Source organism: Shewanella sp. 11B5 (assembly GCF_002836795.1).
GTDB classification, from domain to species: Bacteria; Pseudomonadota; Gammaproteobacteria; order Enterobacterales; family Shewanellaceae; genus Shewanella; species Shewanella frigidimarina.
The window spans coordinates 1-5,804 of sequence record NZ_PJAP01000508.1; the positions used below are offsets into that span (position 1 = coordinate 1).

The following is a 5,804-nucleotide window of genomic DNA, read 5'->3' on the forward strand; positions in this document are numbered from 1 at the left end:
CAAATGGGCCAAAATCGAAAGTATCACCGAGTATCGACATATTGTCGGTATTCATCACCCCGTGAGCAAAACCAACAGACTGCCAATGGGCAATCATTTTAGCGGTAGACTGCACTACCTCATAAAACCATTGTTTGTAACCTGCGGCATCGGTTGATAAATGTGGAAAATGCTGTTGAATGGTAAAATTAACTAATTGAGTCAGTTTGGCTGCATCACCTTGCTCGCTATGAAAAAAATATTCAAAATGGCCAAACCGAATGTGGCTTTTAGCCAAGCGTACCGTTATAGCGGCAGTTTCTTGGCTTTCGCGCCATACGGGCAAATCGGAACCAATAACCGCTAACGCACGGCTGGTAGGTACATTTAGCGCAGCAAGGGCTTCGGATACTAAAAACTCCCGTACAGCTGAGCGCATTACCGCCCGACCATCACCTTGACGAGAATACGGTGTTGGGCCACCGCCTTTTAGCGCGACATCCCAAGCCCCATTTGGACCAATAGCTTCACCTAATATAATTGAGCGACCATCGCCCAATCTTGGTGTATAACCACCAAATTGATGGCCACTATAAACTTGAGCGTAATAACTGGCACCCGGAGCCGCATAGTTGGCCGATAATTGCATCAACAGTTCAGCATTGGGCTTTTCTAATCCAATTAATTGAGCCGCGTCATCACTCCAACCCAGCCAATGAGGATTACTGATGGGTAAAGGATAAACTTGCGAATAAAAGCCTTCTAATTGTTCAAAGAAATCTTGTTTAAACTGCATTATGTTTTATACCCACAACCTGAGTTTTACACTGCAATTGTTGCTTTTCATCTATCTGACACAACTCTCCACATACAAATGCTTGTTCTGCTGGCACTGACGAGGCTTGTAAACGTAACATTCCGGCGCCTTTAGCTTGGCATTGCTCCAATGAATCGTAATAACCAGAAATGTGGTCTTGCAGTACTATTGTCGTCGGTATAGGCGTTCTGTCTGCAACATAAAATAAGGTCCATTCGGGTGTACGAATACAACCGGCCAGTAAAATCGCAGTGGCAGTAAGCAGCAATGTTTTTGTTAATGTACGAGTCATTAATGTCATTTTAAACCTTGAAAGCATTGGATTTGAAGCAACAAAAAAGCGAACCAAGGTCCGCTTTCCTTTTGAATATCATACCTGATATCCATCCAACAGTATTGATTAGCCTGTTAGTTCGCTTTGGCTTTGGCCTTTTCGATTCGCTTTATGCGTCCTTCAAAGCCAGTGACAGTACCGTCGGTTAGCTGATATTCAAGCGCTTGCTCGCACACCTTAATAGCTTCATCAAACTGACCTACATCATTTAACAATGTCGATAACTGCATAAACGCTGGCGATTTGATTTCATCAGTGCTTTTTTGAGAAACATATTGTTGATGTAATGAGCGATATAAATCTAAATAGGTCAACTGTAACGCCGCACCATATTGGCAATAATCGGCCTGTTTACGCATTTTATAGCAATGATTAATCACACTGGCTAAGCCATTATGCTGGCTTTGAAGATCGTTAGCGTTGTTGGCTGCATCAATCTGTTGCAGAAAACTTTCGCTGGCCCAATCGCCTTCAACACGGTTTAGGTTCAAGGACAAGCCTTGATCACTTGGCGCATCAACGGCTGTTGTAGTAGACACTTCAGGCTCGACATCTGCCTTGCTAACGCTCGCTTTGCTCACGTCAGCCACCGCGGCAACATCCTTGGGGACAACTTCAGGCTCAGAAACCACGTCAGTTACTTTACTTTCGGATTCAAGAATCGCTTCAGGAGCAATTTCGACAACATCAGCAGGCTCACTAACCTGCTCCGCTGGCGTTTTCGATTTTTCGCTGGACTCGTTAACAGGATCAACAAGATCTACATCAACAGAAACAAGTTCATCGGTCTTCAGGGTAGCCTCAGTTAATACCTCATCTGCTGCCGACTTATCCATACCGACATGCTCAGATTCTGCCATAGTCGTATCGTCTGCTGCCGTTGAAGGTTGAGCAACCTCACTAGATGAATGCGATGTGGCATTACGATCGGTTTTATCACGTTCTTGTTTTGCCACAGCTTGAGTACGTCTATATAAATACAGAGCAATTGCAATCAATATGACAGTTAAAATTACCTTCATTAGGCTTCCACCTTGCTGATTATGTGCCAGAGCACATTATTTTATCTCACTCACAACTGCATTCATTGTGAGGCAATGTAATGGTTTTAATGATACCGCGCTGTTTTTTTAAGCACTAGCCATTATTATTTCAATGTACACTATAAAATCAAGTATTTATCTATTTTAATCTGTAACAAGTCGTAGACCAGTCACCATTTCACATCAGTTTTAATCATTTTTGCGATCCCAACCTCAAAAAAAGGACATTTTGAGCCTAAGATCAAAGTTAAATAAACGGAGTTTGTCTGCTACTACTGGCAAGCTTACACTATTAAATATCCGACTGTTTTACTAAGGTATTTAATAAGAGATAACGCTATGGCTGATACAGAACTATTAAGTGGCAAGCTCCTCTACGAATTTCGAACCATGCAAGCAATGGTCGAAATCTACTGTAAAGCGCACCATCCTCTTAAACCCTCCCAAGGTGTATGCCTGCAATGTAGCGAATTTTTAAGCTATGCCAATACTCGACTCGATCGTTGCCCCTACGGCCAAGATAAACCGACGTGTAATAAATGCCCTGTACATTGCTACAAACCTCATATGAAACAAAGAGCACGAGAAATCATGATGTATGCAGGACCTAGAATGTTATTGCCTCATCCAATTTTTGCCATTAAGCATTTATTGGCAGAACGCAAACCGGCACCAGGTCTACCACCAGAAAGAGTCTCTAACAGACATTTACGTAAATTAAAGCAAAGTTAATAACCGAGAACTACTCGGTTTACACAAAGTAGGTTAGTATTCACTATCGTCAAAGAGAGTGAAAATGAACCAATTTAACGATTTATTCATTCAAACATACTGGTGGCTCTCCTTGCTCGGAGGCATTCATTGTCTTGGAGTCGGCTTGTATGTTCATTATATTTACCAAAGTGCCACCCGCAGCCATAGCCTGCTGGCTGGGATCTTTTTACTTATCGGCTGTTATTTTTTAACGGGTTTGTTGACCCCAGAAACCACCCCTATCCCGATACATTTAACCCTTACGCTGTTTATTCCAATCTATTTTCTGCTAATGCCAATGCTGTATTTATATTGTAAAAGCAGCCTAACAGCACAAGATTATCAACCACTGTTAATCAAACATTTTGGCTTTGCCATCATCATTGCATTAGTCACCAGTTCAACCATATTATTTCATATTGGTATCGATCCCAAAAACTCAAATAACAGCATTGGAACTCTGGGGGAAATAAGCAGTATTAATCTATTAGCCATGGTTTTACCCATCCTATTAATGCTACAAACCTTTGGGTATTTCTGGGCTATTTATCGTTTATTATCCCGTTATCGCCCACAATATTTGGCCAGTAGGCAGCCTAACTTACAAGTGATTCGATTTCGCTGGCTAAGTGTATTAACCATCGGCATTCTCATTAATTGGGTATTGCGTATCGTGTTGGTCTACTTACCGTTTTACTTAGGCGACTCAGTTTTATTATTAACCCAAGCGGTAACGCGTTTAAGCCTATTACTGACCGTATATGTGTTTGCATTATATGGCATCCAACAAGTCACCCGTTCGGCCTATTTGCGCGGATCGCTCAATGCCACCAGTCAAGCTACGCCACCAACCAAAGAGCCGCACACTGATCCGCTACTCGATGAGGAAGAAATAACTTATTTGCACCATCTAATGGGCGATGAAGATGAGAGCGACCCAAACGATAACTCAGTTATAGATAGGGATAAAAAAAAGGATTAGCTAGGCAGAAAACAGACTAATTTTCCCGTGCTCATCACCCTAAAAAAATGATCACTGTTTACCAATGCTCGCCAAGTATAAATGTTTATTAACTCGCGCCAATTAAGGGTTATGCTACTCTAAGGTGAGTTTTACCATGACAATTTAGTCACCGAGGTTATTTATGAAACGTTCAATTAGCTTAGTTGTTTCCAGTTTACTCGTGTTATTAAGCTTCGCGTTTTCAGCTCCTAGTTTTGCAGACGAAGATGCTTATAACGATGCCATCACTAATTTTAAAAAGGCCAATGAAAGCCGACATTTATTTGATACGGCTTACGGTTATGCCGTCTTCCCTACCGTAGCCAAAGGCGGCATCGGGATTGGTGCCGCATATGGTAATGGTCGTGTATACCAAAGCGATGCTTATATGGGGGATTCCACATTAACCCAGCTATCCATTGGTTTTCAGTTAGGTGGACAAGCCTATAGTGAAATTATCTTCTTTAAAGATGCCAAAGCTTATAATGAGTTCACCAGCGGTAGCTTTGAATTTAGCGCGCAAGCGTCAGCAGTGGCAATTAACGTTGGTGCCAATGCGCAAGTAGGTACCACAGGTAATTCAGCAGGCGCAGGACAAGCAGGCAGTAATCATGCCGCTGCAGCAGCCTATATTAATGGTATGGCGATATTTACCGCCGCAAAGGGTGGGTTAATGTTTGAAGCCGCTCTTGCTGGTCAGTCGTTTACCTTTGATGGCAAGTAACCACTGCGAGTCTTAACACTCGTTAAGTACATAACATTCAGGCTGCCATTGGCAGCCTGAATTATTTGGAATAATTGGTTTATTATCGCAGAGTCCAAACAATGGCATTAGCATATGCACAGTGGTCAAATTAACCTTGCTGATATATTTGTGGATAACCTTCTCGTCATCCCGGTAATGCTTGTAGCCGGGATCTAGGTTTATTCTTTTATGTTTGGTATTGATGGCCCGCGGCCACTAACGTCGTGGCCTTCGCCCACACCAGACTAACATCGCAAGGTTCCACCCTGCACGGGCCAAAAGGGGATCAACAGCAATCCCCTCTTGGATCACCCCTGCCGTTCCGGCAACATTTTCACTATTTAACCAAACAACAGCAGCGAAAAAATTGCCACGGAAATTTATCCAGCTTGAAACCTCATTTGAATCCTACCTCGGCCTTATTCAAAAATGCTAACGCTTCAGATGGGGCGTCCCTTCCCCTCCAAAGCTAGCTCGCCATCCATGGCTAGCTCACGTCATTTTCTTCAACGTCCTCAAGTTCAAAGTTGAATTTATCCATTTTCAATCATAACTTCTGACTCATTTATGGACAGATTCGTGTCAGCCGATACGAAACTTACACAGATAGCTAATGTAAAACGGGCTAGGAAAGAACACTGACGGTGTGGGATTTCATAGCAACTGTTGTAATGCAAATGCCATTTTTTTGATAGTTGCACCATTCAAACTAAGAGTGTTTCTATTCAAATTTGTTTCGCTCATGCTATCGATATGCGTTAACCAAACACGATGATATTTTTCTGATTTGTTAATAGTGCTAATGCGTGATTGCTGGGTTTTTATCGAAGCCCAGTTCCTGTGAGTTGAATCAACATGTCGATGGTAAAGATACGAAACGAAGAAAGTGGCACCGATAGTGGTGAGTTTATCACCACCCTCAAAGGAAAATGTATGTCGTTCAGAACGTGCACGTGTCATTCTATTTTATCCTCGGGTATACCTTCCTTACACATAATTATTCATTAGATAAAGTTGGTCAATATTAGATATGAAATTTTGTCGAGGTACTTCAATTCTAAATGGTTTTGGGGCAAAAACGAGTTAGTTTTCTTGACTTGGAAATGGACCGATTCAACTCTGAACTTGAG

Annotated in this window: 7 protein-coding genes; 3 read left to right on the top strand and 4 right to left on the bottom strand. The window is 42.2% G+C overall.

Annotation, left to right across the window (positions count from 1 at the left end; translation table 11 throughout):
* The 3 genes from CXF78_RS11940 to CXF78_RS11950 form a co-directional block, all read right to left on the bottom strand.
* Positions 1-775 (bottom strand): protein adenylyltransferase SelO family protein (locus tag CXF78_RS11940; RefSeq protein WP_180957129.1); only part of this gene is annotated, 775 nt, incomplete at its 3' end.
* On the bottom strand, positions 765-1,097 hold the full coding sequence (locus tag CXF78_RS11945) for a hypothetical protein (RefSeq protein ID WP_235585929.1): 333 nt from the start codon (positions 1,095-1,097) through the stop codon (positions 765-767). The genes CXF78_RS11940 and CXF78_RS11945, both read right to left, overlap by 11 nt.
* A 107-nt stretch (positions 1,098-1,204) precedes the next feature.
* Complete coding sequence (locus CXF78_RS11950) at positions 1,205-2,152, bottom strand: hypothetical protein (protein ID WP_102036915.1); 948 nt, start codon at positions 2,150-2,152, stop codon at positions 1,205-1,207.
* A 360-nt stretch (positions 2,153-2,512) separates the two neighbouring features.
* Here CXF78_RS11950 and CXF78_RS11955 point away from each other — a divergent pair, with 360 nt between their 5' ends.
* The 3 genes from CXF78_RS11955 to CXF78_RS11965 all read left to right on the top strand — a co-directional run bounded on the left by CXF78_RS11955 (position 2,513) and on the right by CXF78_RS11965 (position 4,653).
* On the top strand, positions 2,513-2,905 hold the full coding sequence (locus CXF78_RS11955) for a nitrous oxide-stimulated promoter family protein (protein ID WP_011635893.1): 393 nt from the start codon (positions 2,513-2,515) through the stop codon (positions 2,903-2,905).
* A 64-nt stretch (positions 2,906-2,969) separates the two neighbouring features.
* Positions 2,970-3,908, top strand: coding sequence for a hypothetical protein (locus tag CXF78_RS11960; RefSeq protein WP_102036916.1), 939 nt, complete (start codon positions 2,970-2,972; stop codon positions 3,906-3,908).
* 163 nt (positions 3,909-4,071) lie between these two features.
* Positions 4,072-4,653, top strand: coding sequence for a YSC84-related protein (locus tag CXF78_RS11965; RefSeq protein WP_011635891.1), 582 nt, complete (start codon positions 4,072-4,074; stop codon positions 4,651-4,653).
* Between the two features lie 675 nt (positions 4,654-5,328).
* Here the strand turns inward: CXF78_RS11965 and CXF78_RS11970 are convergent.
* Positions 5,329-5,634, bottom strand: a complete 306-nt coding sequence (locus CXF78_RS11970) for a hypothetical protein (RefSeq protein WP_102036917.1) — start codon at positions 5,632-5,634, stop codon at positions 5,329-5,331.
* Positions 5,635-5,804 lie beyond the last annotated feature (170 nt).